The sequence below is a fragment of the Janthinobacterium sp. UMAB-56 genome, from assembly GCF_900095265.1.
In the GTDB taxonomy this organism is placed as follows: Bacteria; Pseudomonadota; Gammaproteobacteria; order Burkholderiales; family Burkholderiaceae_D; genus Janthinobacterium.
This window is the reverse complement of record NZ_LT607652.1, coordinates 430,663-457,654: the sequence shown is the minus strand read 5'-3', so window position 1 is coordinate 457,654 and position 26,992 is coordinate 430,663. Positions and strand designations below refer to the sequence as shown.

The window sequence follows — 26,992 nt, the reverse complement described above, 5'->3', positions numbered from 1 at the left end:
AACAATCGTTTTAAATCAGGAAGTTACTCAAAATCAATCATCTTGGGCACTCAAGCATCGCATTGACCCTCTCGATGCTTGACGTCCACGCTGATGCACTCTGAAGCCAAGGTATATGGAACTGCTCGACTCCCTGCGTCAGACCCCGTCGCACGACGACACGATCAGCGGGCACTATGAAGTGCGCCGCTTGCTGGGCGAAGGCGGTTTCGGCCATGTATTCGAAGCCTGGGATGCCAAGCTGTGCCGCAGCGTGGCGCTGAAGCGGCTGAAGCCGCAAGCCGACGTGCTGCATCCCGAAAAACTCATCAATGAAGCGCGCCTGGCCGCCTCGCTCAAGCATGCAGCCTTCGTGCGCATTTTCGCCATCGAGGGCCAGGGCACAAGCCAGTCCATCGTCATGGAACTGGTCGAAGGCCAAACTCTGGGGCAATTCATGCACAGCGGCAAAGCTGACCTGCAGGCCGCGCTCGACATCGCCTACCAGATCGCCGACGCCATGGACGAGGCGCACGCCATGGACCTCGTGCACGGCGACTTGAAACCGTCGAACCTGATGCTGGAGGCAAGCGGCAAGGTGCGCATCCTCGACTTCGGCCTGGCGCGCCACATCGACCCGCAAGCGACGCAAACGACCACCCTGTGCGACTTGCAGGGCACGATCGCCTACATGGCGCCCGAGCGCCTGATGGGCCGCCTGCCCGACACGCGCGGCGACGTCTACGCGCTGGGCGCCATGCTGTACGAAATGCTGGCTGGCCAGCGCCACTTCGCCCACCTGAACGGCCTGGCCCTGGCCGCCGCCCACATGCAGGCGACGGAACCGTGGCCCGACCTGCCGGACTCGGTGCCGCCCGCCATCAACGCCCTCGTGCGCGCGATGACGGCGCACGAACCGGCCGAGCGGCCACGCACCATGCGCGATGTGCGCGAGGCGCTAGGGACGCAGCGCGGCGAACCGCTCAACTTGGCCAAGCCCCTTGCGGACGAGATACCCGCGAAGGAAGAACCGCCCGCCAGCGTCTCCATCCGCCTGCCCCTACCCCGCAAGCGCACCCTGAAATGGGGCGCGGGCGTGGCGCTGCTGGCAGTACTGGCGGGATGGCAGCTACCCAATATCATTCCGGCCGTCAAATCGTTCGTCACGGGCGAGAAAGCACCTGCGCCGTATTCGGAAATGGCCAGCATGGCGGCGGGGATGGAGGCGTTGCGGGTGTTTGATCGAGATAGCAGCCAGGAACAGGCGATCAAACATTTCAGTACAGTATTGCAACACAATGCATCCAATGCGGCAGCATCAGCCGGGCTGTCGTTGGCATACGCCCTGCGCTATATAGGCAATGGCCGCGATATGGTCTGGCTGAAGCGTGCGGACGCCAGCGCCCAACAGGCAATCGCATTGGATAATCAATTAGCGCTCGCCCATGTGGCACATTCCTGGGTCCTGGAGTTCCAAGGAAAACAGGAAGATGCTCAAATTGCAGTGTCCAAGGCATTGAATCTGGATCCGCAAAACGTACTGGGCCTATACGGAAAAGCAAGGTCACTGGTCTTTACACAAAAATTTGAACTGGCAAAAAAATTACTCGATAGCGCAATAACCCTGCATCCCAAAGAGCGACTTTTTCCTATCATGCAGGGAATCATGATGTATAAGCAGGCCGATTATGCAGGTGCAGAAAAGGCATATCGAAAAAGCATTGAACTTGATCCGCAATCGGTGAACGGATATGCCTATCTAAATGCCGTACTGCTGCGTCAAGATCGCAATGACGAAGCGTTACGCGTGCTTCAACAGGGCCTGCAATTCCAGCCGCATTGGGAGTTGTACACAAATCTAGGCACGTCACTATTCGCCAAAGGCGATTATTTAGGTGCAGTGCAGGCATTTGAGAAATCGGTTGGTTCGGCCAAGGGTAATCCGGGCACCTATCAGCTATGGGCGAATCTTGCAGATGCACAACGCTGGATACCAGCGCAGGCCGCAGCGTCGCAGCGCTCGTACCGGCGGGCCATTGAATTGCTGACCCCACTCTTGGCCCTCATGCCGGAAGACGCCACCCTCAATTCACGCATGGCAATGTACCTCGCTTATGTAGGTGAAAAAAAAGCGGCAACGATGAGGATAGAAAAGGCCCTTGGCATCGCCCCAAAACTATCCGACCTACAATTTAGAGCGGCCCTGACATATGAGTTAACGGGAAACCGCGACGCAGCCTTGGCGGCATTACTAGAAGCGAGCAAGCTCGGCTACCCTATCAACCTGATCGAGTCCGCGCCCGATTTATTGAACCTCAAACGAGATGCTCGCTATCAGCAATTTATTATCCACTTGAAAAGAGACCTTAAGACATGACGCCTGTCAGCCCTTGGATGAAGTTATCCGTACATTTTGATGCAGACCAGATTACCAATCAGCTCGACTATAATTTCACTTCCTGTGACGGTACGGCCGATCCCCGCCATGGGCCCTACATGGGCGGTGTGCACTTCCAGAAAGGCCAGCATGTATACTTGGATGTCACTTGCTGCGGCTCCAAGGAAAGCGGTTTCACGTCGTTCCAGATCGTTGATTGCTGCATCATCACCGTACCGCAATTGACGCAGATTGGCCCCAAAGTACCCACGATTTATTCGCCGCCATCGCCGTTCTTGCAAGCCGTGGGCGCTACTTACCATTTACCGTTGGACTTCGAGATCCAACAGCTGTTGGGTGAACCAGATCAAGCTCCGCTGCACCGCATCCGCCAGGAATGGAAACACAACCTGGACGTAGGCTATGCTGCTGGCCGTTGGGAATTGTCTTTCGTCATGACCGTGCGCATCATGCGCGGTGAAGATGTGCAGCCAGAATTGCGCGTCTTCTCTTTCGATCCGGAAAGCTCAGTTGGCGGAACGTCGACCTACGGCTAATATTGCCTTTCCTTACATCCAAGGCACGACTCGATTCGTCATTCGGCTTTCATCGGCATTTATATCGATAGCGTGAATTCATGACGACATACCTGGCCAGTACGGCGTTCTGGCGAGAGCTAGCTTGCCATTACCTGCCGCCGGTAAGTAACCCAAGCCGCGCCCCCACCGGCGCGGCTTTTTCACATCCGCACGCAATACGCCGCCCCGCCTGCCGAAAGCGGTAAAATGACGGCCTTGGACTCAAGCATCGCCTGACAGCGCGGCCTTGAACGCACACAGCACCACACACAGCCCGGCAGGCACGCCTTTCCCTGCCGCCGGACCAACGACAAAGAACACATGACCACCGTCCCAAAAGAAATCAACGCCGCCGCGGCAAAGAAAAATTCGGCTGAAAAGCTTACTCCCATGATGCAGCAATATTTAGGCATCAAGGAAAATCACCCGACGATGTTGGTCTTCTACCGCATGGGCGATTTCTACGAGCTGTTTTTTGAGGATGCGGAAAAAGCCTCGCGCCTGCTGGGCATTACCCTGACGGCGCGCGGCGTGGCCAGCGGCAATCCCATCAAGATGTGCGGCGTGCCGTTTCATTCGCTCGATGGCTATCTGGCCAAGCTGGTCAAGCTGGGTGAGTCGGTGGCCATTTGCGAACAGATTGGCGATCCGGCCACCAGCAAGGGGCCTGTCGAGCGCAAGGTCATGCGCGTGGTCACACCCGGCACCCTGACGGATGCGGACTTGCTGCCCGAGAAGGCCGAGCGCCCGCTGCTGGCCATGTGCAGCATCACGCAGCGCAAGACGGTCACCACGGGCCTGGCCTGGCTGTCGCTGGCCAGCGGTGCCTTGAAACTGCTGGAGTTTTCCGGCGACAGCAGCACCGTGGCGGCGCGCTTGCAGCAGGAACTGGAACGCATCGTGCCGGCTGAAATCTTGAGCGGCGACAATGGCAACCTGTTTGACGACTATGCGGGCACGCACATCAACCGCGTGCCGGACTGGCATTTCGATGTAGTGGGTGGCCACAAGGCCCTGCTCGATCAACTGGGCGTGGCGACCTTGACGGGATTTGGCGCCGATGGCCTCGGCGCCGCGTTCGGCGCGGCCGGCGCGCTGCTGCGCTATGCGCAATCGACGCAGGGACGCGGTCTGCAGCATGTGCGCTCTTTGATCACGGAAACGGAAAGCGAATTCATCGGCCTGGACGCGGCCACGCGGCGCAACCTGGAGCTGACGGAAACCATCCGCGGCCAGGAATCGCCTACGCTGTTCTCCTTGCTGGATCATTGCCGCACGGCCATGGGTTCGCGCATGCTGCGCCACTGGCTGCACCATGCGCGGCGCGACCAGAACGTGGCGCGCGCGCGCCATGAAGCGATCGCCGCGCTGGCGCAAAGCGAAGCGGCCGGTCCGCTCGCCGCCACCCTGGCGCAAGTGCCCGACATCGAACGCATTACCACGCGCATCGCGCTGCTGTCGGCGCGTCCGCGCGACCTCGCTGCCCTGCGCGACGGCCTGCTGCAACTGCCGGCCCTGCGCGGCGACGTCGTGCGCTGCTATGGTCCTGGCCAGGGCGGCGAAACCGGTTTGCTGGCCGCCATCCACGCGGCTCTGGCCACGCCAACGGCCTGCCTGGACTTGCTGGTGCGCGCGGTGGCGCAGGAGCCGGCTGCCATGGTGCGCGACGGCGGCGTGTTTGCCACCGGCTTCGACGCCGAACTCGACGAACTGCGCGCCCTGTCGGAAAACGCGGGCCAGTTCCTGCTCGACCTGGAAACGCGCGAACGCGCACGCACCGGCATCGCCAACCTGCGCGTCGAATACAACAAGGTGCACGGCTTCTATATTGAAGTCACGCACGGCCAGACGGACAAGGTGCCGGACGACTACCGCCGCCGCCAGACCCTGAAAAACGCCGAACGCTACATCACGCCTGAACTCAAGGTATTCGAAGACAAGGCCCTGTCGGCGCAAGACAAGGCTCTGGTGCGCGAAAAACTGCTGTACGACCTGCTGCTGGCCGAACTGGCGCCGCACATCGGCACCTTGCAGACCATTTCGCAGGGACTGGCCCAGCTTGACACCCTGAACGCGCTGACGGAACACGCGCAGCAGCACAACTGGGCCGCGCCGCAACTGGTCGACGAGCCGTGCATCAACATCATCGAAGGCCGCCACCCGGTGGTGGAAAAGCAGATCGAACGCTTCATCGCCAACGATTGCCGCCTCGTCAACGAACGCCGTTTGCTGCTGATTACCGGCCCAAACATGGGCGGTAAATCGACCTTCATGCGCCAGGTGGCCTTGATCACCTTGCTGGCTTACGTGGGCAGCTACGTGCCGGCCGCGTCCGCCACCATCGGCCCCATCGACCGCATCTTTACGCGCATCGGCGCCACCGATGACCTGGCGGGCGGACGCTCGACCTTCATGGTGGAAATGACGGAATCGGCGGCCATTTTGAACGGCGCCACCGAGCATTCGCTGGTACTGATGGATGAAGTGGGCCGCGGCACCTCGACCTTCGACGGCCTGGCCCTGGCCTGGGCCATCGCGCGCCATCTGATCGACAGCAGCCGCAGTTTCACCCTGTTTGCCACGCACTACTTCGAGCTGACGCAATTGCCGGACAGTCACCCTAGCGCCGCCAACGTGCATCTGTCCGCCGTCGAACACAAGGACAGCATCGTCTTCCTGCACGCCGTGCAAGCCGGTCCCGCCTCGCAAAGCTATGGCTTGCAGGTGGCGCAACTGGCCGGCGTGCCGCAGCCCGTGATCAAGGCAGCGCGCAAGCACCTGGCGCGCCTGGAAGCGCAGGCGCTGGATGCCACGCCGCAGCGCGACCTGTTCGCGCTGCCCTCCGCCGATCCGTATGCGCAGGAGGAAGAAGAGGAAGCCGCGCCACTGGCCGCGCTGAACGCGGCGCAGCAAGCCTTGCTCGACGCCATCGCCGAGCTCGACCCCGATGCGCTCACGCCGCGCGACGCGCTGGAACAGTTGTATCAGTTGAAACGGCTGGCCGCCGCATGACCATACGGCGCAGCATCGCCAGCCTGCACCTGCTGGCTGCCGGCCTGCTGGCTGCCAGCCTGCCATGGCAAGCGGCCCTGGCCGCACCAAGCGAACAGGCCGGCTTCGAGTTTGCCGTGCTGGGCCATTCATTCAACGCGGGGCCGGACGATGCTCCCCTGAAAAAAGCCATCGCCGACACCAGCGCCTTCAATGCTTCCTTCGTGGTTGCCACCGGCATCAAGGCCACCAGCGAGTCCTGCAGCGACAAGTTGTACAGCCAGCGCAAGGATGTGCTGGACGCCAGCGGGCCGCCGCTGATCGTCTCGCTGTCGGCCAGCGACTGGGCCAACTGCCGCAATTCGCGCGGCAGAGTCAACGCCATCGAACGCCTTAACCGCTTGCGCGACGTGTATTTTGCCGACAATCAGAGCCTGGGCCAGCGCAAACTGACCCTGTCGCGGCTGTCATCGACGGCGAAGTTCCGCAGCTATGCGGAAAACGCCCACTGGGAATATGGCGGCGTGCTGTTTGCCACCGTCAACTTGCCCGCGAATAACAACCATTTTTTACCGGAAGCGGGACGCAACAGCGAATTCGAAGACCGCCTGGTGGCCAACCGTTCCTGGCTGCAGCGCCTGTTCGCCATGGCGCAGCGCAAGAAGCTCGACGGCATCGTGCTGTTTTCCGATGGCGACGCGGGTGTGCTGAACGAAGACGACCATTCGCTGCTGCCCAGCTTTAGTTCGAAACAGGACGGCTTTGCCGGACCGCGCAAGCAGATCCGCACCCTGGCGAAGAAGTTCAGCGGCAAGGTCTTGCTGGTCGATACGCAGCGCACTGTCGAGGCGGATGGCAAGGAAGGCAAGAGCAAGAAGGCCGCAGCCAGCGCCGAGGGGCCAAAAATCCGTTGGAAAGGCAACCTGGGCCACGTCAGCATCGACAACGACTGGTCCGCCATCGCCGTGCGGCCCGGCAAGACGCCATTCTTTGAGGTGCGTCAACGGGCCACGCGGCCATCGGCGCAAGCGCGCGCCAAGGCGTCGACCGTGCGCCGTTAATAACAGAGGCACAAACGAACAGGCCGGCATAGCGCCGGCCTGGAACAAGCAGTATTAATGAATCGGATGCGTGCGGAAGTGATCGCCGTCTTCGCCTTCGCCTTCATCATCTTCATCGCCATGGTCATGGCCGTGTGCGCCATGCACGTGGCCATGGGCGATTTCTTCGTCGGTGGCTTCGCGCACGTCAGCGACGGTCAGCGAGAAGCGCAGCGCGATGCCGGCCAGTGGATGGTTGCCGTCCAGAACGACCTTGTCGTCGGCGATATCGGTGACCGTGAAGATCATCGCTTCTTCGTCCGGCGAATCGCTTTCCGGCATGCCTTCGAACTGCATGCCCACTTCCAGCGGCTCAGGCAGGCGATTGCGCGGCTCGACCTTGACCAGGGCTGGATCGTATTCACCGAAAGCATCATCCGGTTCGATCTGGATCGTGTTGGAATAGCCAACTTCCTTGCCGTCGAGCTCTTCTTCGATCTTCGGCAGGGTGTTTTCATAATCACCGTGCAGATAGACCATAGGCTGGCGGCCGTCTTCGATCAGATTGTCTTGCGCGTCTGACAGTTTGTAGTTGACAGTCACGACCGTATTTTTGGCAATCTTCATTATGCTTCCTTTCATTGTATAAGCTGGCAAATTATACCTTCACGCCGCCAACGGCAGGCGCATTCCTGCATTTCCGGTTGTTATAATGGGCGCATGAAAAAATTAACTCTCCTCGGCGATATCACGCCGGCGCAATTCCTGCGCGACTACTGGCATAAAAAACCCCTGTTGATCCGTCAAGCCGTGCCTGGCTTCAAGGCGCTGTTCGATTTCAAGGCCCTGGCCGAACTGGCCACCCTCGATCACGTCGAGTCGCGCCTGGTCAGCCATGCGGATGGCCACTGGAACATGCAGCAAGGCCCGCTGACCAGCCTGCCCTCGCTGAAACAGAAGGAATGGACCTTGCTGGTGCAGGGCGCCAACCTGCACAGCGCCAAGGCCGACGCCCTGCTGCGCCAGTTCCGCTTCCTGCCGGACGCGCGCCTTGACGACCTGATGGTCAGCTTCGCCACCGATGGCGGCGGCGTGGGCCCGCATTTCGATTCCTACGATGTGTTCCTGCTGCAAGGCCAGGGCAAGCGCCACTGGCGCATCGGCGCGCAGAAAGACCTGAGCCTGATCGACGGCTTGCCGCTGAAAATCCTCAGCAACTTCACGCCCGACGAAGAATTCACTCTGGAGCCGGGCGACATGCTGTACCTGCCGCCCCACTACGCGCACGACGGCGTGGCCATCGGCGACTGCCAGACCTATTCGATCGGCTTCCGCTCGCCCACGTTCCAGGAACTGGGTGAAGCTTTCCTGCAATTTATGGCCGACTCGATCGACTTGCCGGGCATTTACAGCGATCCCGACTTGAAAGCATCGGGCAAGCCGGCGGAGATCCCGCGCGAAATGCTCAGCACCATCACGGAAGAAATGAACAAGGTGCGCTTCACGGAAGAAGACGTGACCATTTTCCTGGGCGAACACCTGTCGGAACCGAAGCACAATGTGTTTTTCACGCCGCTGTCCAAGCCGCTGACGGTGGGCCGCTTCGCGGACGCCGCACAGAAGAAGGGTGTGGTGTTGTCGCGCAAGACGCTGATGCTGTATCGTGGCAAGAATGTCTTCATCAATGGCGAATCGTTTGCCATTGGCAAGGCCGATAAAACGGCCCTGGAAACCCTGGCCAACGAACGCGCTCTCGATGGCGCCGCCGTGGCCCAGGCTTCCGATGACGTGATGGATGCCTTATATACCTGGTATCAGGATGGCTGGATCGAACTGGCCTGAGGGATCGTGGCGTCGCAAAGTGGTATGACAGCAGGTGAAATAGCGGCTTCTGCGCTAGCGCAATAAAACATATTATTTTTATATCGTTTTGTCGCGCTTTCGCAAATCGCTTACACTTGCTTGCAATTTGCTTCGGCAAATATTGCGATATCACAAAATAGTTGCGAATTTGCCTCTTGCTCCTATTGCGACGCACCAAAAATCGCTATAATATTCGGTTAGGAAGTTTCCGTTGTCTGGCAGGCACCACCTGGTACGAAAAGCCTTCGAAGACGACCTAACGAGCGATAATTACCGGTAATTATTCATCGCAACAATATTGGTTTATTTTTTGAAATAATTAAGGAAAACAAATGAAAAAATCCCTGCTGATCGCCTCCCTGATGGTTGTTGCTCTGGCTGCTTGCAGCAAAAAAGAAGAAGCTCCTGCACCAGCACCAGTAGTTGAAGCACCAGCACCAGCACCAGTAGTTGAAGCTGCTCCAGCTGCTGCTGCTGACGCTGCTGCTTCGGCCGCTACCGACGCTGCTGCTGCTGCTTCGGCTGCCGCTTCGGCCGCTACCGACGCTGCTTCGGCTGCTTCGGCTGCTGCATCGGCTGCTAAGTAATTTAGCACCCCGCAGGAAAGAAAGCCGGCCCTCGGGCCGGCTTTTTTGCGTCTGCAGTTTTATCCGCCGGATAAAACTGCGGCAATCAGCATTAAAAAAGGCTGACCCGATTTCCCGGGTCAGCCTTTTTAAATCGCGGCAGGTTTTGAAACCTGCCGCTGTCGCAGCCGTTTATTTCAACTGCTCGTTCAGCAAGCCCAGGATTTTCTCGGCCACTGGCGAGACATCGGGCTGGCCTTCGTTGCTGAGGATGCTGACCAGGCTGGTCGAGCCATTGCCGGCCTTGACCAGGACGCGGTAGCGCTGCGCTTCCTTGTCCTTGTCGGACGACGAACCCCAGCTGAACAGTTTCGAGAAGAAACCATCTTTCTTGACCGCATCAGGATCGACATAACGCACGAAATACGTGCCTTGCGTGCGGTCGCGGTCTTCCACCGTGAAGCCGACGCGATCCAGCGCCAGGCCGACACGGCGCCAGGCGCGGTCGAAACCTTCATCGACTTCGATGGCGCGCGCCGGCGTGGCCGCGTCGCCCACCAGCTTGGCGTGCAGCGGCTGCACGATGGCGGCGTCCACGGCCGTCTTCGCTTGCGCTTCGTCGCTGGCCGCGCCCAGACGCGTCATCAGCTTGGCCAGGAATTGCGCTTCCAGACCCGGGTCGTTCGGACGCGCGGTCCAGGTGGTAGTTTCCTTGTCGCGGCCAGTAACAACCTCTTCCACGCCACGGTGGCTGATATAGATCTCGGTCGAGCCGTCGGCCAGGCGCTCTACGCGGGTGCGGAACTTGTCTTTTTCACCGGTCGAGTACAGCGAATCGAAGGCCTTGCCGATGGTGTTGCGGATGAAGTCTTGCGGCAACTTGGCGCGGTTTTCATTCCACTCGGTTTCCATGATGCCAGCCGTGGGCTGGTCGATGGCGATGCTAAAGCCCGAATCTTCCCAGAACTGCTTGAGCTGTGGCCACAACACTTCAGGCGACTGCTTGACGACCAGCCAGCGCTGGTTGCCCGCGCGCTCAACCTTCACGCCGCCTGCCGTGACAGGCACGACGCCCACCGTGCCGTCAGCAGCTACGACGACGGGCGTGCCGGCCGTTGCATTGCGCTGCGCGTTGTAGCCGGAAGCCGTGGCCACGCCGTTTTTTGCATCCGGCAGGGAGTAGCGGTTGTCCTGCTGCAATTGCGTCAGGTCAGGCGGCACGTCCAGGGTGCTGGCTTTCTTGACCGACTTGTAGTCGACCTTGTCGCCGCCGACTACCGAACTGATCATGCCACAGCCCGCGAGGCTGGCTGCGACGGCGCCGATGACGATGCCGCGGACGGCGATGGTGGCAGGCGCCGGTTGGGTTTTCTTGCAATTAGTCATGTCGTAACTGGATAAGAAGCTAAGTAGCAGCTGGAATCAGGGAAGGTCCGGACTGGTCGAGTCCGGGCTTGAAGTTCGGCCTTAAGACAGGAGGCCGGCGTCGCGCAAGGCATCGCGCACGGTGGCATGGCAATTTTCAGCCAGTGGCACCAGTGGCAAGCGTATGCCGGCCGGCATCAGGCCCATTTCGGCCAGCGCCCATTTGACGGGCACCGGGTTGGGCTCGACAAACAATTTCTGGTGCAGCGGAAAAACTTTGTTATTGATGGCGATCGCCGTGGCGCGCTCGCCCGCCATGGCTGCCACGCACAGTTCGTGCATGGCGCGCGGCGCCACGTTGGCCGTCACGGAGATATTGCCGTGTCCGCCGCAGAACATCAGCGCCATGGCCGTCGGATCATCGCCCGAGTACACGGCGAAATCGGCTGGCACGAGGCGCAGCAAGTCGACGCCGCGGCCGATATTGCCGGTCGCATCTTTCACGCCCACGATATTCGGGATGGCGGACAAGCGCACGATGGTCTCGTTGCTCATGTCGGCAACCGTGCGACCAGGCACGTTGTACAGGATGACGGGAATGTCGACGGCTTCGGCGATGGCCTTGAAGTGCTGGTACATGCCTTCCTGGGTAGGACGGTTGTAGTACGGCACCACTTGCAGGACAGCATCGGCGCCCGCTTCTTTCGCATAACGCGTCAGTTTGATGGCCTCGGCCGTGGAGTTGCCTCCGGCGCCGGCGATGATAGGAATGCGTCCCTTGGCGTGCTCAACGGTCAATTGGATCAGTTCGCAGTGTTCTTCCACGCTGACTGTTGCCGATTCGCCCGTGGTGCCAACGATGACGATGCCGTCCGTACCCTCGGCGATATGCCAGTCGATCAGCTTGCGCAGACCTGGAAAGTCCAGACTGCCGTCTGCGTGCATCGGGGTGACGATTGCTACAATGCTGCCCTTGATCATAGTAAGTTTATAGCGCCGATAAATAAAACAACGATTGTAGCGGATAGCCCGCGCCTGTGGTGCATTCTGACATAGTATGGCCGCTCAAAACGTCGGCAGCAGGGCTGCCAACCGTGGAAAATCCGGCCGCACGGCGCAAATTCGTTGCACCAGAGCAGCTTTTGGCTGTTCCACTCTTCCATCCTCATACGCTACCACACGCAAGCCCTGCTGCACCGCCCAGGTCAGCATTTCGCCTTCCTGCAGCAGGAATTTCGGGTTCGATGGCTTGCCGAACTGCTCATTGCCTTCGGCAAACGTTTCATACAGCAGCACGCCATCGGGCGCCAGGCTGGCAATCATGGCGTCCAGCAAGGGCCGGTGCAGATAATTGGTGACGACGATGCCGGCAAAGCGGCCGGGAGCGAAGGGCCATACGGCGCCCGGCGCTTCCAGGTCCACCAGCGACGTGGTGATGCCCGTGCCGGCCGCCTTTTCCAGCATTTCCGGATCATGGTCGAGCGCGATCACGGGGTGGCCCAGGCTCACCATGTGACGCGCGTGGCGGCCTGCGCCGCAGGCCAGGTCCAGCACTTCGCCGCCCGGGATCAGGGGCGCCCAGCGGCGCAGCCAGCCAGAAATCGCTTCAGTTTCTACTATTGGTTCAGTTACTTGCATCGGTACTTCCATCAATTATTTGCGACCATCAAGGTGCGGGCATCAAGTGAGCAGAGCCGTCAGGGGCGTGACCAGGGTGAGGAAAATGCCGATGACAAATTCGATCGCCGCCAGCAAGGCGCGGTTCAGGATGCCCGTGTACATCAGAAGCACCAGGGCGCCGAAGACATACAGGCTGTAGCGCTCGATGCTGGCATAAGGACGCGCCAGTTGCATCGGCAACAAGCCTGTCATGATGCGTCCGCCATCGAGGGGCGGCACGGGTATCAGGTTAAAGACAAACATGGCCGCATTCACGCTGACGCCGGCGCCTGCCATCTTGCGGAAAAACATGCCCATTTCCGTCGGCGGCAGGACGCTGAGGACGACAAAGGCAATCATCCAGCCCAGCCCCATGACAAAATTGGCGCCAGGCCCGGCAAACGCCACCCAGGCCATCTGCTTCTTCGGATTGCGCAGGCGGCTGAAATCGACGGGCACCGGCTTGGCATAGCCGAACGGCACCTGGATCGTGAAATACAGCATCAAGGGCAGCAATATCGTGCCGAAAGGATCGATATGGCGGATGGGGTTGAGGCTCAGCCTGCCCTCGTTCGAGGCCGTGGGGTCGCCGAAATAGCGGGCGGCGTAGCCGTGCGCCGCCTCATGCAGGGAAATGGCAAACAGCACCGGCACCAGGTACACCGCAACGGTCTGGACTATTGTATTGAAATCGCTCATGACCGCGATTCTACCAGAGGCGTCCCAGCCCCTTTCTTACGTTGTCATTAAAGATAGGTAAATCCCGCGCCCTGCGCCAACCTCTACAAGCCCAGCACGGCCGGGTCGCCGCGTCCCAAGCGTACCACTTCCGGTTCCTCCCCTGTCAGGTCGATCACGGTGCTGGGGCCATGCGCGCAGACGCCGCCGTCGATGATCAGGTCGACCAGTTTCTCCAGGCGTTCGCGGATGGTGTCGGCATCCGTCAGGCTGTCTTCTTCGCCGGGCAGGGTCAGGGTGGCGCCCAGCAAAGGCTGGCCCAGCTCTTCCAGCAGGCATTGCACGATACGGTGCTGGGGCACGCGCAGGCCGATGGTCTTGCGCGAAGGATGACTGAGGCGGCGCGGCACTTCCTTGGTCGCTTCCAGGATGAAGGTGTAGGCGCCCGGCGTGGCCGCCTTGAGCAGACGGAACTGGCGGTTGTCAACGCGGGCGTACACGCCCAGCTCGCTCAAGTCGCGGCAAAGCAGGGTTAAATGGTGCTTTTCATCCACGCCACGGATGCGGCGCAGACGCTCGACGGCGCCCTTGTCGTCGAGCTGGCACACCAGCGCATAGCAGGAATCGGTGGGCAAGGCCACAACGCCGCCGGACTGGATGATTTGCGCCGCTTGCTTGATCAGGCGCAATTGCGGATTCTCAGGGTGAATATGGAAAAATTGACTCATGTGTAAGCGTTCTGGCGAACCAGCTTGTTAAGTTATCATTATTGTACGCTGCCGCGCAGCGCGGCGATGCGTTGTTCGAGAGGCGGATGCGTGGCGAACAACGCACCCCAGCCACCATTGCCGCCGCTGATGCCCAGCGCCTGCATCGACTGGGGCAGCTCGCCCGGCGGCACGCCGCCCAGGCGGGCCAGCGCATGCATCATCGGCGTGGGGCTGCCCAGCAACTTGGCGGAACCGGCGTCGGCGCGAAATTCACGCTGGCGCGAGAACCAGGCAACGATGATGGAAGCGAGCAAGCCGAAGATGACTTCGCACACCATCACGGTGACGAAATAGCCGATGCCGCGCCCGCCGCCTTCGCGGTTATTATTTTTCAACAGCACATTGTCGACAAAGAAACCCACCACGCGGGCCATGAAGACGACAAAGGTATTCACCACGCCCTGAATCAAGGTGAGTGTCACCATGTCGCCATTGGCGACGTGGGCGATCTCGTGCCCCAGCACGGCTTCGACTTCATCGCGATTCATGCTTTGCAGCAAGCCGGTGGAGACGGCCACCAGCGCCGAATTTTTAAAGGCACCCGTGGCAAACGCATTCGCATCGCCGTCGTACACGGCCACTTCCGGCATGCCGATGCCGGCCCGCTCGGACAGGGCGCGCACGGTATTGACCAGCCACAACTCGGTCGACGAGGTCGGGTTGTCGATGACGCGCGCGCCCGTGCTCCACTTGGCCATCGGTTTGCTGATCAAGAGCGAAAAAATCGATCCCGTGAAACCAACCACCAGCGAAAACACCAGCAGGCTGCCCAGGTTCAGGGTGCTGCCGCGTGCCGGATTGCCCACGCCGAGCAAACTGAGCACGAGCGACAGCACCAGCATCACGGCCAGGTTGGTGGCGATAAAGAGGACGATACGTTTCATGGACGATGGCTCCGGAAAACAGAAGTAGCTAAAAGATAAGTGTACGGTCGCGACTTTTCAAGCCCCGCGCGGCAGGCGCAGGCCAGCCGTGCCTTAGAACCAGTCGTGCCAGATGGGGGTCACGTTGGCAGGCAGCGGCGGCAGCTTGGCAAAATCCACGCGCGACTCGCCCGGCGCATGGAAATCCGTGCCGCGCGAGGCGAGGAAGCCGTAGGCGTTGGCCAGCTGCGCGTATTCGGGATACTGGTCCGGACTGTGGCTGCCCGTGACGACTTCGATGGCCACGCCGCCAAGCTGCTTGAATTCATCGAACAGCACGCCTTGCGCCATGTCGCTGAAGCGGTAGCGGCCCGGATGGGCGATGACGGCTACGCCGCCCGCGCCGCGTATCCAGCCCACCGCCTCGGCCAGGGTGGCCCAGCGGTGCTCGACGTAGCCCGGCTTGCCTTCCGACAGATATTTCTTGAACACGTCGGGGATATTCGCACATGCCCCCGTTTCCACGATGTAGCGGGCAAAATGCGTGCGCGACATCAGGTCAGGGTTGCCGACAAATTTCAAGGCTCCTTCATAGGCATCGGGGATGCCGGCCAGGTCCAGCTGGCGGGCGATTTCGCGGCCGCGCGCGTCGCGCCCCGAGCGCGTCTGGTGCAAGCCCTGCACGAGACCCGGATTGTTTTCATCGACTTGCAAGCCCACGATGTGCACGGTCTGGCCGGCCCAGGTGATGGAAATTTCCACGCCGGCCACGAAACGCATGCCCAGCTCCAGCGCGGCCGTGCGCGCGGCGGCGACGCCGGACACTTCATCGTGGTCCGTCAGCGCCCACACATCGACGCCGGCCTTGTGCGCGTACGCAGCCACGGCGGCGGGCGCGAGCACACCGTCGGAAATATTCGAATGACAATGCAGGTCAACTTTAAGCATGTGAAAACAATACCCTGCACGGGCTCAACATGGAAGAAGTTTTTATTGTACGCTGCTTGTCAAATAGCGCTGCGGCGTTCCCGACACACATCATGCCAAAAATGTTTCCACCAGGCGCGCCAATGCTTGCGGCTGGTCATGGTGCAACATGTGGCCCGCGTCCGTCATCATCTCGCAGCGCACATCCTTGATACAGGCCAAACGCCGGTCGATTTCAATGCGCGCTTCTTCCTTGGGCCCCATCCACTGCCACATATTCGTCTCACTGGCTTCCACCCACAGCACGGGCGCCGTGATGCGGCGCCAGCAAGCCATCACTTCTTCGACTTGATACAGGATGGGATTGACGCGCTTGTGCTGCGGGTCACCCATGATGTCCCACTCACCCGCCTCATTCTGCGCCGACCAGTGTTCGGCCAGAAAAGCGGCGCGCGCGTCTGGCAGGCGCGGATTGGTCTTTTGCAGGCGCTCGGCCACGGCCCTTTGCGTGGGGTAGCTGCGCATGACGGGCGGCTCGCGCAATTCGTCCAGCCACTTGGCGTAGCGGCCCGGCGCCTGCTCCGGCTTCGTTGCCATCATGCCGAAGCCTTCCAGGTTGATGAAACGGGCGATGCGCTCTGGCCGCACGCCTGCGTACAGGCCCGCCACGTTGGCGCCCATGCTGTGACCGAGCAGGTTCACGGGCGCATCCGGCGAATAGTGCAGCAGCATGGCGTCCAGGTCGGCCAGGTAGTCGGGGAACCAGTAGGTGTCGGACTGCGTATAGTCGCTGAGGCCAAAGCCGCGCCAGTCGGGAGCGATCACGTGCCAGTCGCCAGCTAACTCGTCGACGACGAACTGGAACGAGGCAGCCACGTCCATCCAGCCGTGTACCATGAACAGGATGGGTGCGCCTTCGCGGCCCCAGTGGCGCACATGCGTGCGGGCGCCACGGATGTTGATGAATTCGGAACGGGAAAGTTTCATGGGTTTCATCTGATTGCCTGCCTTGAAAGTGGCGCGGATGGCGCCACATGCTGTGTCTGTAGATAGTGCGGGCACAAAAGTACGACCGTTCGATAATTATACCGGATTGGCGCTCAGCGCCAGGACTTGCCCTGCAACAGCGTAAAATAGCGTATATAGCAGGTAAGCCAAGCAAAACTTCCGCGTCCGGCCCCGCCCGGCGCTTCCACCACCGCCACAGGCTAACGATGACACTCTACCAATTGGGCGCCGATGCGCCACAGATTGACGCTTCCGCTTTTGTTGCCGACACGGCCAACGTGATCGGCAAGGTAACGCTGGAAGCGAATACCTCCGTCTGGTTTGGCGCCACCCTACGCGGCGACAATGAACGCATCACCGTGGGCGCCAACAGCAATGTGCAGGAAGGCGCCGTATTGCACACGGACCCGGGCTACCCGCTGGACATCGGCCAGAACGTCACCATCGGCCACCAGGCGATGTTGCATGGATGCACGATTGGCGATGGCGCCCTGATCGGTATCCAGGCCGTGATCCTGAATGGCGCGAAGATCGGCAAGGGATGCCTGGTCGGCGCGGGCGCCCTGGTCACGGAAGGCAAGGAATTTCCCGACAATATGCTGATCCTCGGTTCACCGGCGAAAGCCGTGCGGGCCCTGACAGCAGACGATATCACCAAGCTACAAGGCAACGCCGTGACCTATGTGCAACGCGGCCAGCTATTTAATACGCAACTCAAGAAGATAGGATAAAAGAATGACGACTGAAACCACGGGCGCCGTCGGCGCAGCCCTTACCGGCCAGGATACCCTGCAAAAATTTATTTTCGACAACGCCGCCGTGCGCGGCCAGTTCATCGACGTTTCGGGCACCTGGCAGGAAGTGGTGTCGCGTCACGCCTATCCGACGGCCGTGAAAAAAGTGCTGGGCGAAATGGTGGCCGCTGCCGCCCTGCTGTCGGCCAACCTGAAATTCAATGGCTCCATCATCATGCAAATCCATGGTGACGGTCCCGTGCGTCTGATGGTGGTCGAGTGCGACTCCGACCTGCGCCTGCGCGCCACGGCCAAGCTGGACCCGGACGCCACCATCGCCGAAATCGCCACCGTGCCACAATTGCTCAACGCCACGGGCAAGGGCCGCTTCATCATCACCCTGGACCCGGCCGACAAGGTGCCGGGCCAGCAACCATACCAGGGCATCGTGCCACTGGACGGCGACGACATGGCCACCGTGATCGAAAACTACATGTTGCGCTCGGAACAGCTCGACACGCGTCTGTGGCTGGCCACGGACGACACCGTCTCGCGCGGCCTGCTGCTGCAAAAGCTGCCCCACCATGGCGGCAAGGCTGAAGCGACGCCCATCTCGGAAGAGGACGCACTCGACACCTGGAACCGCGCCGTGATGCTGGCGTCGACACTGAAAGAGGCGGAAATCCTGTCGACCGACATCGAGACCCTGATGCAGCGACTGTTCTGGGAAGAAACGATCCGCGTCTTCGAGCCGCTGCACCCGAGCTTCCATTGCAGCTGCACGCGCGAAAAAGTCGGCAATATGCTCAAGATGCTGGGTGAGGAAGAAGTCAACAGCACGCTCGACGAAGTGGGCCAGGTGGGCGTGAACTGCGATTTCTGCGGCCAGCACTATGCATTCGACAAGGTCGATTGCGCGCAGCTGTTCATCACGGATGCGCCAGCCGAACTCTTGATTCCACCCGCAACAAGCATTAACTAATTGTAATACTCCGCGCGCCGCCCCTCAGGCGGCGCCATTGTTTCTGCTGTCATCTTCCCGTCATCAGTTCGTCATCAGCCCGTCACGCGCCGCCGTTACGCTGCGCAGCTTGTATTACTTCCAATATTTTCCACAGGCTGATGATGAAACCCCACTTGACGCTGGCCCTGCGCCGCCATTCCTTTCATGTTTTGCTGGGCGCTTGCGCCGCAGGTCTCTCCCTGCCGGCGCTGGCCCAAACTGCCGTGGCAGCCGCCGTGGCGTCCGCCGTGGCGTCCGCCGCCACCGACATGGCTGCCGCAGCCGCCCCTGCTGCCGACGACAATGCCCCCATGACCACCGTGGAGATTTCCTCGCGCAAGACGCGTTCTTCGGTCGCCCTGAGCAAGAATGAGATCCAGAAAATCCTGCCCGGCACGAATCCCCTGAAGGCCCTGCAAACCCTGCCTGGCGTCAGCTTCCAGACGGCCGACCCGTGGGGCAACAACGAACAGAATCTGTCGCTGTTCGTGCACGGTTTTTCGGGCCAGCAACTGGGCTACACCATGGATGGCGTGCCGCTCGGTGACCAGCAGTACGGCAACTACAACGGCCTGTCGCCGCAGCGCGCCGTGATCAGTGAAAACGTGCGCAGCGTCGTGCTGTCCTCGGGCGCGGGCGACTTGGCCACGGCCTCGACCAGCAACCTCGGTGGCACCATCGAAACCTATTCCAGCGATCCGCTGGCCACGCAAGGGGCCAGCCTGCAGCAAACCGTGGGCAGCCACCGCACCTCGCGCACGTTTGCCCGCTACGACACGGGCGCCTTCGGCGATGGCAGCAGCGCCTATTTTTCCATCCTGCACCACGAAGCGCGCGCTTGGGATTTCGATGCGCGCCAGGGCGGCGACCAGTTCAACGCCAAATACGTCAACCGCAGCGAGGCAGGCAAGCTGACCCTGTTCTTCAATTACTCGGACAAGATCGAGCCGAACGAAGACAGCACCGTGCACGTGAAAGGCGAAACGAGCGCGCCGTACACGCGCCCCTTCCTGTACCCGGACTTCAAGGCGGCCCTCAATTACCTGTCGCCGACGGGCGCCACGCCTGCCGCCGACGGCAACAATTACCGCAATTACTACAGCGATGCACAGCGCACCGATTACCTGGCCTACGCCAAGTTCGACGCCAAGCTGTCCGAAGGCACGAACTGGGCCAACCAGGTGTATTACCACAAGGATGACGGCGTCGGCGTGGTCGCTGGCCCCATCGGCGTGGCCGGCTTGCCTGGCCTGTTCAGCGTGTACTACCCGAACCAGAATCTGAAGCAGGTGTTCGGCAACTCGGGCTACGCCGTGCGCACGACGGAATACGACATCAAGCGCGGTGGCTTCATTTCCACATTGCGCAAGGAAATGGGCGAGCACCAGCTCGAAGCGGGCCTGTGGCTGGAACAGAACCGCTCGTCCGCCTATCGCCGCTGGTATGCGCTGGACGTCAACAAGCCGACTTCGCCATACGACCGCCCCGGCAATCCTTTGATTACGCAGTACGGCAGCGAGATCGACAACAAGGTGGTACAGCTGCATTTGCAGGATGAATGGCGCATCCGTCCCGATATCGCCCTGCAGGCCGGCTTCAAGTCCAGCCTGCAGTTTGCCGATGGCCAATTCCCCGTGCAGCCGGCCAAGGGCGCCATTTCCGGTGGTTCGACGGCCTTGCCGGTTGGCACCATCAACACGAAAAAATGGTTCTTGCCACAGGTGGGCGCGCGCTGGGACTTCTCGCCGCAAGACCAGCTGTACTTCAATATCCAGAAAAACATGCGCCAGTTCGTCACCTATGGCGGCGGCGGCGCTTCGCCATGGAGCTTGTCGAGCCAGGCCGCCTTCGACCTGTTCAAGCGCGAGGCCAAGCCGGAAACGGCGCTCACCTATGAAGTGGGCGTGCGCGGCAGCCATGCACTGAACCTCGGTGCCATCACGGCCATCGATGGCCAGGTCAATGTGTACCACGTCGATTTCAGCAACCGCTTGCTGCAGATCAGCCCGACGCCGGTGATTTCCTCCATCATCGGCGGCAATCCCGTGCTGGCCAATGTGGGCAGCGTGCGCACGGACGGCATCGATATCGCGGGTACCGTTCACTTCGGCAACAATTTCTCGTTCTACAATGCCCTGTCGTACAACCGCTCGCAGTATGCGGACAATTACAACAATGGCGCCGCGCTGGTATTGACGGCGGGCAAGAACGTACCGGGCTCGCCTGAATGGCTGAACAAGTTCGTGGCCTCGGCCACGGTGGGCGATATCGAAGTCCAGCTGACGGGAGACTATGTGGGCAAGCGCTACGCGACGTACACCAACGATCTGTCGGTTTCCAGCTATTTCCTGATGGGCCTGGGGGTGTCGGGCAAACTGCCTGCCATGGCCAGCTGGCTGAAAAACCCGCGCTGGCGCTTGAACGTCAGCAACCTGGCCAACCGCGCAGGTTCGCTGAACGTGGTGGTGGGCGCCGCCGACAAGACCTACAACACCTTCCCCATCGCCCCGCGCCAGGGCTTCCTGACCCTGACGGCGGACTTCTGATGCGCGCCCCCGCTTTGCCCCGGCGTCACTTTTCGCGCCGCAACTTCGTCCAGGCTGCCGTCGGCGGCCTGGCCCTGGCGGCGGCCCCCGGCTTTGCCGCCGGCCTGCTGGCTACACCACCGGCCCGCCCGCTGGTATTCGCCCACCGTGGCGCCAGCGCCCTGCGTCCAGAGCATACGCTGGCGGCGTATGCCAAGGCCATCCTCGATGGCGCCGACTACGTGGAGCCGGACCTGGTCGCCACGCGCGACGGCATCCTCGTGGCGCGCCACGAAAGCAATCTGATCGACACCACCGACGTGGCGCGCCGGCCCGAATTTGCCAGCCGGCGCGGCAAGAAGATGGTCGATGGCGAATGGCACGAGGGCTGGTTCGTCGACGACTTCACCCTGGCGGAACTGAAGACGCTGCGCGCCATCGAACGGTTGCCGAAAGTACGCACCGGCAACACCTTGTACGATGGACAATTCCAGATCCCCACCTGGGAAGAAATCATCGATTTTGTTGCGGCGCAATCGGCCGCCAGCGGACGCATCATCGGCCTCGTGCCGGAGCTGAAAAGTTCCACCTATTTCCGCGATGCGGGACTGGCGCTGGAAGACCGTTTCCTGTCGACCATGCTGGCGCACGAATATACGCGCCGCGCACCGATCGAAATCCAGTCCTTCGAGGTGGCGAACCTGCAGTACTTGCGCGAGAAGCTGGGACGGCGCGCCAATGTGCGCCTGATGCAGCTGGTGGTGGGCGGCGACCTCCGCCCCATGGACGTGGCCAAGGCCGGTGGCAAGCTGACCTTCGGGCACATGACGACGCCGGCCGGCCTGCGCGACATCGCCGCCTATGCGGACGTGGTGGCGCCGCCCACGCGTGGCGTCATCCCGCTGGGCGCCGACCAGCGCCTGGCGGCGCCGAGCAGCATCGTCGACGATGCACACCAGGCGGGTTTGCTGTTGCACACCTGGACCTTCCGCCCGGAAAACCGTTTCCTGGCGGCCGATTTCCGCGATGGCAATGGTGAGAATGCGCGCAACGAAGCCGGCTCGGTGGCGGAAATGCGACGTTACATCGAAACGGGACTGGACGGCTTTTTCAGCGATGATCCGGGTTTGGGACGCATCGCCGCCGGATAAACATTTCGTAACAACTTTAATTTCAGGGCGTGGCCGTCGGCTACGCCCTTATTATGCGTTTCTTGAATTTCTGAAATTGGAATTTGGAATTGGACGCATATCGCAAACTCCATTATTGTGCAATGCAACAACAGACCATTCATGGAGGGCATATGTCCACTTTTACCAACACCTACAGTAACGACGACAACTATTTCAGCAACCTGGGCCGCGCCACGCGCGCCTTCCTGGGCGCCCTGCTCGCTTCCAAGCCGTACAGCGAACTGGCGCAAAAGGAAGTCATCGCCAGCGCCACCAGCAGCACCGATGACACACGCTATGTGCGCCCAAGCAAGCACGATTTCGCCCTGCTGAACTCGGAAGCGAACCGCTACGAAAAGCTGATGCCGAACTTGGCCTCGGAACTGCGCTTCCTGGCGTCGCGCGGCTAAAAAAACGCCCAGGGCGGCGCTGCCTGCGCCTTGCCGTACGTTCGTACTGTCTTCGGCTAGTCGCCTGGCCCTGGACGTTTTTTTAAGATAACTATTTACCAACAAGGATTTTTATATGATATTTCTCGAAACCGTACTGGTGAGCGTGGCCGTCGTGGTCACCGGCATCCATTTCTACCTGATCACGACCGGCAAGGCCCGTTTCTGATCAGCAAGCAGCAAGGCAGTAACACCGCGCCGCGCCATGCGGCCAGTCATGTGCAGCAATACAAGGTAGCAAGGTAGCAATGTGATAGGTCAGCCTGGCAATCGGTCCAGGCTGGCAAGCGGGAAGTAGTTAGTACTCAGTGTGGCGCAGCAGCGTCCACCGGCGTTTCCAGCAGTGGCGGGGTTTGCCCCTTGCGCACGATCTGCACGAAAATCTCATTCTGTTTGACCATGCCCAGTTCATAGCGGGCACGCTCTTCGACGGCGCCCGTACCATCTTTCAGGTCGCGCACTTCGGATTCGAGCTTGGCGTTGCGCGCCTTCAATTCCACGTTCTTCTTGTTGGCCACCGCCACTTGGGCTTCCATGTCGGCAACACGCAGCCAGCCGCCTTTACCCAGCCAGAGGGGAAATTGGATCAACAGCAGCAGTGCTGCCAGGGCGAGCGTAATCAGGCGCATGGGGCATTCAGTTAAAAAACCGGCCGGATATCTCCGGCCGGCCAGTGGGTTTTACATCAGCTTACTTCAGATTATAGAACGCATCGCGGCCAGGGTAGCTGGCGATATCGCCCAGGTCTTCTTCGATGCGCAGCAGCTGGTTGTACTTGGCCATGCGGTCCGAACGCGACATCGAGCCGGTCTTGATCTGCAGGGCGTTCGTGGCCACGGCGATATCGGCGATGGTCGAGTCTTCCGTTTCGCCCGAGCGGTGCGAAATGACGGCCGTATAGCCGGCGCGCTTGGCCATTTCGATGGCGGCGAAGGTTTCCGTCAGGGTGCCGATCTGGTTGATCTTGATCAGGATCGAGTTGGCGATGCCTTTCGAGATGCCTTCTTTCAGGATCTTGGTGTTGGTGACATACAGGTCGTCGCCGACCAGTTGCACTTTCTTGCCCAGTTCCTGTGTGAGGATCGCCCAGCCGTCCCAGTCGCCTTCATGCATCGCGTCTTCGATCGAGATGATCGGGTACTTGTCGCACCAGGTCGCCAGCAGGTTGGTGAACTCGGTGGCCGTCAGGCTCAGGCCTTCGCCTTCCATTTCGTACTTGCCGTTCTTGTAGAACTCGGACGCGGCGCAATCGAGGCCGATGGCGATCTGCGTGCCTGGCTCGTAGCCCGCTTCTTCGATAGCCTGGATGATCAGCTTGATGGCTTCTTCATGGTTGGCCAGCGATGGCGCGAAACCGCCTTCGTCGCCCACGTTGGTATTCAGGCCCTTCTTGTGCAGGATCTTTTTCAGCGTGTGGAATACTTCCGCGCCGTAGCGGACCGCTTCCTTGAACGATGGCGCGCCCACGGGAATGATCATGAATTCCTGGATGTCCAGGTTGTTGTCGGCGTGTGCGCCGCCGTTGATGACGTTCATCATCGGCACTGGCATCTGCATGGCGCCCGAACCGCCGAAATAGCGGTACAGCGGCAAGCCCGCTTCTTCAGCGGCAGCCTTGGCGACGGCCATCGAGACGGCCAGGATGGCGTTGGCGCCCAGGCGCGATTTGTTTTCCGTGCCGTCCAGGTCGATCAGGGTACGATCGAGGAAAGCCTGTTCATTGGCGTCCAGGCCCATGATGGCTTCGGAGATTTCGGTATTGATGTTTTCGCATGCTTGCAGCACGCCCTTGCCGAAGTAGCGCTTGGCGTCGCCATCGCGCAATTCCACGGCTTCGCGCGAACCGGTCGAGGCACCCGACGGCACGGCGGCACGGCCCATCACGCCCGATTCCAGCAACACATCGCATTCGACGGTCGGGTTGCCGCGCGAGTCCAGGATCTCGCGACCGATAATATCAACAATAGCACTCATGTCATTCTCCAAAGTTAAGCGTAACAGGGGCTGCACACTGCGTTCTGATGCGCAATTGCACAAAGGGGGCAAAGAAACTCCCGGCGGGAACGATCTGGCCGGGAGCTGTCTTACGGGTAATACTGTCGCAATCGACCGCCTTATTCCGCAGCGGCGTTGGCTTCTTTGTGCGCCAGCGCTGCCTTGATGAACGAGGTAAACAAAGGATGGCCGGTGCGTGGCGTCGACTTGAACTCAGGATGGTATTGCACGCCCATATACCATGGGTGGGAATTTTCACCCGTGCGTGGCAATTCCATGATTTCGCACAAATCTTCGCTCGGCGTGCGGGCCGAGACGATCAGGCCAGCCGCTTCAACACGGGCCAAGTAGTGATTATTGGCTTCGTAGCGATGGCGGTGACGCTCGGTCACCACGCTGCCGTAGATCTCGGCAGCGAGGGTGCCCGGATTGACGGCGCAGGTTTGCGCGCCCAGGCGCATGGTACCGCCCAGGTCCGAGTTTTCATCGCGCAACTCGACTTTACCATCGTGGTTTTGCCACTCATTGATCAAAGCAACGACAGGTTGATCCGTATCAAGGTCGAACTCGGTCGAATTCGCGTTCGGCATGCCTGCCTTGTTGCGCGCGTATTCGATCAGGGCCACTTGCATGCCCAGGCAGATGCCCAGGTAAGGGATCTTGTGCTCACGGGCGAACTGGGCGGCCTTAATCTTGCCTTCCACGCCGCGCTTGCCGAAGCCGCCCGGTACCAGGATGGCATCGTACTTGGCCAGGTTGTCGCAACCCGTCGTTTCGATTTCTTCCGAATCGATGTACTCGATGTTGACGCGGCTTTCCGTGTGGATGCCGGCGTGGCGCAGCGCTTCGATCAGCGACTTGTACGACTCGGTCAGCTCGACATACTTGCCGACCATGCCGACGGTCACTTCCGCCTTCGGGTGCTCCATCGTGTAGATCAGCTTGCTCCAGATCGACAGGTCGGCCGGTGCAGGATCGAGGTCCAGCGCGTCGCAGATGATCTTGTCGAGGCCCTGGTCGTGCAGCATTTGCGGCACTTTGTAGATGGTGTCGACGTCCCATACGGAAATGACGGCCTGCTCTTCGATATTCGAGAACAGCGAGATTTTCGCGCGTTCGTCTTCCGGAATGGCGCGGTCGGCGCGGCACAGCAGCGCATTCGGCATGATGCCGATTTCGCGCAGCTTTTGCACCGAGTGCTGGGTCGGCTTGGTCTTCAGTTCACCGGCCGAGGCGATATAAGGCACCAGGGTCAGATGGACGAAGGCCGTGTTCTTGCGGCCGGCGCGCAGGCTCAGCTGACGCGCCGCTTCCAGGAAGGGCAGCGATTCGATATCGCCGACGGTGCCGCCGATTTCGCACAGGGCCACGTCGTAGCCTTCGGCGCCACGGCGGATGTAATCCTGGATTTCATTGGTAATATGCGGAATCACCTGCACGGTCTTGCCCAGATATTCACCCCGGCGTTCCTTGCGGATCACCGATTCATAGATCTGGCCAGTGGTGAAGTTATTCACCTTTTTCATGCGGGTGGAGATGAAGCGCTCGTAGTGACCGAGGTCGAGGTCGGTTTCGGCCCCGTCATCGGTAACGAATACTTCACCGTGCTGCATAGGGCTCATCGTGCCAGGATCGACGTTGATATACGGGTCGAGCTTGAGCATGGTGACTTTAAGGCCGCGCGATTCGAGGATCGCGGCGAGGGAGGCGGCGGCAATCCCTTTTCCAAGGGAAGACACAACGCCACCAGTGACGAAGACAAATTTGGTCATTGCAGATGGTGCCGAACGGCACGTGCGGGAAATTGAAATTATACACTAAAGCCCGTCTGCGTCGCTCCCCGCACGCGGAAATTTGCGCCAAATACCGACTATCCCGCCCCTTCCTGCTGCCTACGCACAACAAACGCGCAATGAGAATAATTGAAATATTTCCAATTCCATATGTTGTGTGGGTGAGCGAACAGACCCTGCCGCGCCCAGACGGCAGACTGGCATTTTTAACAGGAGGTACATCATGAGCTACGAAGAACGCGACGCCTACGGCATGTATGTCAACCGCGGCCACAAAGGTCCAGGCCCTGAACTGATGGGCGCCGACACCCTGATCGGCGACCATGTGCACAACGCCAACGATGAACATCTGGGCGAGATCAAGGAAATCATGATCGACATGCGCAGCGGAAAAATCGCCTACGCCGTCATGTCGCACGGCGGTGTGTTTACCATCGGTGAAAAGCTGTTCGCCGTGCCCTGGGAAGCGCTGCTGCTCGACACGGTCAACAAGCGCTTCACCCTCAACGTCGACAAGGAGCGCATCGAGAACGCGCCCGGCTTCGACACCGATAACTGGCCGAACATGGCCGATACCACGTGGGCCAATTCCATCCATAGTTATTATGGTACAACCCCACGCGAGTATTAATTAAGCCAAAGCACGGGGCTGGGGTC

24 protein-coding genes are annotated in these 26,992 nt (G+C 60.4%); 12 read left to right on the top strand and 12 right to left on the bottom strand.

Going from position 1 to position 26,992, the window contains the following annotated elements; all coding sequences use genetic code 11:
• The first annotated feature begins 115 nt into the window (after positions 1-115).
• From K0F85_RS05140 to K0F85_RS05125, 4 genes are all read left to right on the top strand, one after another.
• Positions 116-2,356, top strand: coding sequence for a serine/threonine-protein kinase (locus K0F85_RS05140; RefSeq protein WP_219114834.1), 2,241 nt, complete (start codon positions 116-118; stop codon positions 2,354-2,356).
• Positions 2,353-2,913 (top strand): hypothetical protein, encoded by a 561-nt coding sequence (locus K0F85_RS05135; protein WP_219114833.1) that lies wholly within the window; start codon positions 2,353-2,355, stop codon positions 2,911-2,913. The genes K0F85_RS05140 and K0F85_RS05135 overlap by 4 nt, the downstream gene beginning before the upstream one ends.
• A gap of 342 nt (positions 2,914-3,255) precedes the next feature.
• Positions 3,256-5,946 (top strand): DNA mismatch repair protein MutS, encoded by a 2,691-nt coding sequence (mutS, locus tag K0F85_RS05130; RefSeq protein WP_219114832.1) that lies wholly within the window; start codon positions 3,256-3,258, stop codon positions 5,944-5,946.
• Positions 5,943-6,986 carry a hypothetical protein gene (locus K0F85_RS05125; protein ID WP_219114831.1) on the top strand — a complete coding sequence of 348 codons (1,044 nt, stop codon included), beginning with the start codon at positions 5,943-5,945 and terminating at the stop codon, positions 6,984-6,986. Before mutS ends, K0F85_RS05125 begins: the two co-directional genes overlap by 4 nt.
• A gap of 54 nt (positions 6,987-7,040) precedes the next feature.
• On the opposite strand, the gene K0F85_RS05120 is transcribed toward K0F85_RS05125, so the two are convergent.
• A complete protein-coding gene (locus tag K0F85_RS05120; protein ID WP_219114830.1) occupies positions 7,041-7,592 on the bottom strand; it encodes a peptidylprolyl isomerase in 552 nt (183 codons plus the stop codon).
• Between the two features lie 93 nt (positions 7,593-7,685).
• Here K0F85_RS05120 and K0F85_RS05115 point away from each other — a divergent pair, with 93 nt between their 5' ends.
• Both K0F85_RS05115 and K0F85_RS05110 read left to right on the top strand, forming a co-directional pair.
• Complete coding sequence (locus tag K0F85_RS05115; protein WP_219114829.1) at positions 7,686-8,807, top strand: cupin domain-containing protein; 1,122 nt, start codon at positions 7,686-7,688, stop codon at positions 8,805-8,807.
• A 353-nt stretch (positions 8,808-9,160) separates the two neighbouring features.
• Entirely contained in the window at positions 9,161-9,415 is a 255-nt protein-coding gene (locus K0F85_RS05110) for a hypothetical protein (protein ID WP_219114828.1), read from the top strand.
• A 171-nt stretch (positions 9,416-9,586) separates the two neighbouring features.
• Here the strand turns inward: K0F85_RS05110 and bamC are convergent, their stop codons facing one another.
• From bamC to K0F85_RS05070, 8 genes are all read right to left on the bottom strand, one after another.
• On the bottom strand, positions 9,587-10,780 hold the full coding sequence (gene bamC / locus K0F85_RS05105) for an outer membrane protein assembly factor BamC (protein WP_219114827.1): 1,194 nt from the start codon (positions 10,778-10,780) through the stop codon (positions 9,587-9,589).
• A gap of 81 nt (positions 10,781-10,861) precedes the next feature.
• Positions 10,862-11,740 (bottom strand): 4-hydroxy-tetrahydrodipicolinate synthase, encoded by an 879-nt coding sequence (gene dapA / locus K0F85_RS05100; RefSeq protein WP_219114826.1) that lies wholly within the window; start codon positions 11,738-11,740, stop codon positions 10,862-10,864.
• 84 nt (positions 11,741-11,824) lie between these two features.
• Entirely contained in the window at positions 11,825-12,397 is a 573-nt protein-coding gene (locus K0F85_RS05095) for a bifunctional 2-polyprenyl-6-hydroxyphenol methylase/3-demethylubiquinol 3-O-methyltransferase UbiG (RefSeq protein WP_219114825.1), read from the bottom strand.
• Between the two features lie 42 nt (positions 12,398-12,439).
• The gene (locus K0F85_RS05090; RefSeq protein ID WP_219114824.1) at positions 12,440-13,117 is read right to left on the bottom strand and encodes a site-2 protease family protein; all 678 of its coding nucleotides are present in this window, start codon (positions 13,115-13,117) and stop codon (positions 12,440-12,442) included.
• Positions 13,118-13,200: 83 nt separating this feature from the next.
• The gene (locus tag K0F85_RS05085) at positions 13,201-13,824 is read right to left on the bottom strand and encodes an L-threonylcarbamoyladenylate synthase (RefSeq protein ID WP_219114823.1); all 624 of its coding nucleotides are present in this window, start codon (positions 13,822-13,824) and stop codon (positions 13,201-13,203) included.
• Between the two features lie 38 nt (positions 13,825-13,862).
• Positions 13,863-14,750, bottom strand: coding sequence for a protease HtpX (htpX, locus tag K0F85_RS05080; protein ID WP_219114822.1), 888 nt, complete (start codon positions 14,748-14,750; stop codon positions 13,863-13,865).
• A 93-nt stretch (positions 14,751-14,843) separates the two neighbouring features.
• Entirely contained in the window at positions 14,844-15,677 is an 834-nt protein-coding gene (locus K0F85_RS05075; RefSeq protein WP_219114821.1) for a 3',5'-nucleoside bisphosphate phosphatase, read from the bottom strand.
• 90 nt (positions 15,678-15,767) lie between these two features.
• Positions 15,768-16,643 carry an alpha/beta fold hydrolase gene (locus tag K0F85_RS05070; RefSeq protein ID WP_219114820.1) on the bottom strand — a complete coding sequence of 292 codons (876 nt, stop codon included), beginning with the start codon at positions 16,641-16,643 and terminating at the stop codon, positions 15,768-15,770.
• Positions 16,644-16,870: 227 nt separating this feature from the next.
• Between K0F85_RS05070 and K0F85_RS05065 the strand changes: the two genes are divergently transcribed.
• The 5 genes from K0F85_RS05065 to K0F85_RS05045 all read left to right on the top strand — a co-directional run bounded on the left by K0F85_RS05065 (position 16,871) and on the right by K0F85_RS05045 (position 22,508).
• Complete coding sequence (locus K0F85_RS05065; RefSeq protein WP_219114819.1) at positions 16,871-17,395, top strand: gamma carbonic anhydrase family protein; 525 nt, start codon at positions 16,871-16,873, stop codon at positions 17,393-17,395.
• Between the two features lie 4 nt (positions 17,396-17,399).
• Positions 17,400-18,380, top strand: coding sequence for an Hsp33 family molecular chaperone HslO (hslO, locus tag K0F85_RS05060; protein ID WP_219114818.1), 981 nt, complete (start codon positions 17,400-17,402; stop codon positions 18,378-18,380).
• A gap of 140 nt (positions 18,381-18,520) precedes the next feature.
• Positions 18,521-20,947, top strand: coding sequence for a TonB-dependent receptor (locus K0F85_RS05055; RefSeq protein WP_257572530.1), 2,427 nt, complete (start codon positions 18,521-18,523; stop codon positions 20,945-20,947).
• Entirely contained in the window at positions 20,947-22,077 is a 1,131-nt protein-coding gene (locus K0F85_RS05050; RefSeq protein WP_219114817.1) for a glycerophosphodiester phosphodiesterase, read from the top strand. Before K0F85_RS05055 ends, K0F85_RS05050 begins: the two co-directional genes overlap by 1 nt.
• 152 nt (positions 22,078-22,229) lie before the next feature.
• Entirely contained in the window at positions 22,230-22,508 is a 279-nt protein-coding gene (locus K0F85_RS05045; protein WP_219114816.1) for a hypothetical protein, read from the top strand.
• A 344-nt stretch (positions 22,509-22,852) separates the two neighbouring features.
• Here the strand turns inward: K0F85_RS05045 and ftsB are convergent, their stop codons facing one another.
• The 3 genes from ftsB to K0F85_RS05030 all read right to left on the bottom strand — a co-directional run bounded on the left by ftsB (position 22,853) and on the right by K0F85_RS05030 (position 26,314).
• Positions 22,853-23,176, bottom strand: a complete 324-nt coding sequence (gene ftsB / locus K0F85_RS05040; protein ID WP_010400534.1) for a cell division protein FtsB — start codon at positions 23,174-23,176, stop codon at positions 22,853-22,855.
• 61 nt (positions 23,177-23,237) lie between these two features.
• On the bottom strand, positions 23,238-24,521 hold the full coding sequence (eno, locus tag K0F85_RS05035) for a phosphopyruvate hydratase (RefSeq protein ID WP_070221437.1): 1,284 nt from the start codon (positions 24,519-24,521) through the stop codon (positions 23,238-23,240).
• A 140-nt stretch (positions 24,522-24,661) separates the two neighbouring features.
• Complete coding sequence (locus K0F85_RS05030; protein WP_219114815.1) at positions 24,662-26,314, bottom strand: CTP synthase; 1,653 nt, start codon at positions 26,312-26,314, stop codon at positions 24,662-24,664.
• Between the two features lie 244 nt (positions 26,315-26,558).
• On the opposite strand from K0F85_RS05030, the gene K0F85_RS05025 reads away from it, so the two are divergent.
• The gene (locus K0F85_RS05025; protein ID WP_219114814.1) at positions 26,559-26,966 is read left to right on the top strand and encodes a PRC-barrel domain-containing protein; all 408 of its coding nucleotides are present in this window, start codon (positions 26,559-26,561) and stop codon (positions 26,964-26,966) included.
• The last annotated feature ends 26 nt before the right edge of the window (positions 26,967-26,992 follow it).